Source organism: Clostridioides sp. ZZV14-6150 (assembly GCF_020657875.1).
Taxonomy (GTDB): domain Bacteria; phylum Bacillota; class Clostridia; order Peptostreptococcales; family Peptostreptococcaceae; genus Clostridioides.
Genome location: NZ_JAGWDA010000093.1, coordinates 1 through 332, shown reverse-complemented (window position 1 = coordinate 332; position 332 = coordinate 1). Strand labels below are relative to the sequence as shown.

Annotated in this window: 2 tRNA genes; both read right to left on the bottom strand. The window is 49.7% G+C overall.

Going from position 1 to position 332, the window contains the following annotated elements:
- Positions 1 to 90: 90 nt before the first annotated feature.
- Positions 91 to 163: transfer RNA gene (locus KGF41_RS20665), tRNA-Lys, on the bottom strand.
- A 16-nt stretch (positions 164 to 179) separates the two neighbouring features.
- A tRNA-Gln gene (locus tag KGF41_RS20660) sits at positions 180 to 255 on the bottom strand.
- Positions 256 to 332: the final 77 nt, after the last annotated feature.

Here is a 332-nt window from a genome sequence, read left to right as displayed (position 1 = left end):
GGATTCGAACCCACGGCCCCTTTCGAAGTCACTGGTTTTCAAGACCAGCTCCTTAAACCACTCGGACACCTCTCCATATTTTACTTCCAATGATTCATCCGAGGATCGAACTCGGGACACCCTGATTAAGAGTCAGGTGCTCTGCCAGCTGAGCTAATGAACCCTACTTTAATATTTAATGGCTGGGGATGCAGGACTTGAACCTACGCATACATGAGTCAAAGTCATGTGCCTTACCGACTTGGCTAATCCCCAATATATGTGGTGAGCGCACAGGGATTCGAACCCCGGACACACGCCTTAGAAGGGCGTTGCTCTATCCAGCTGAGCTA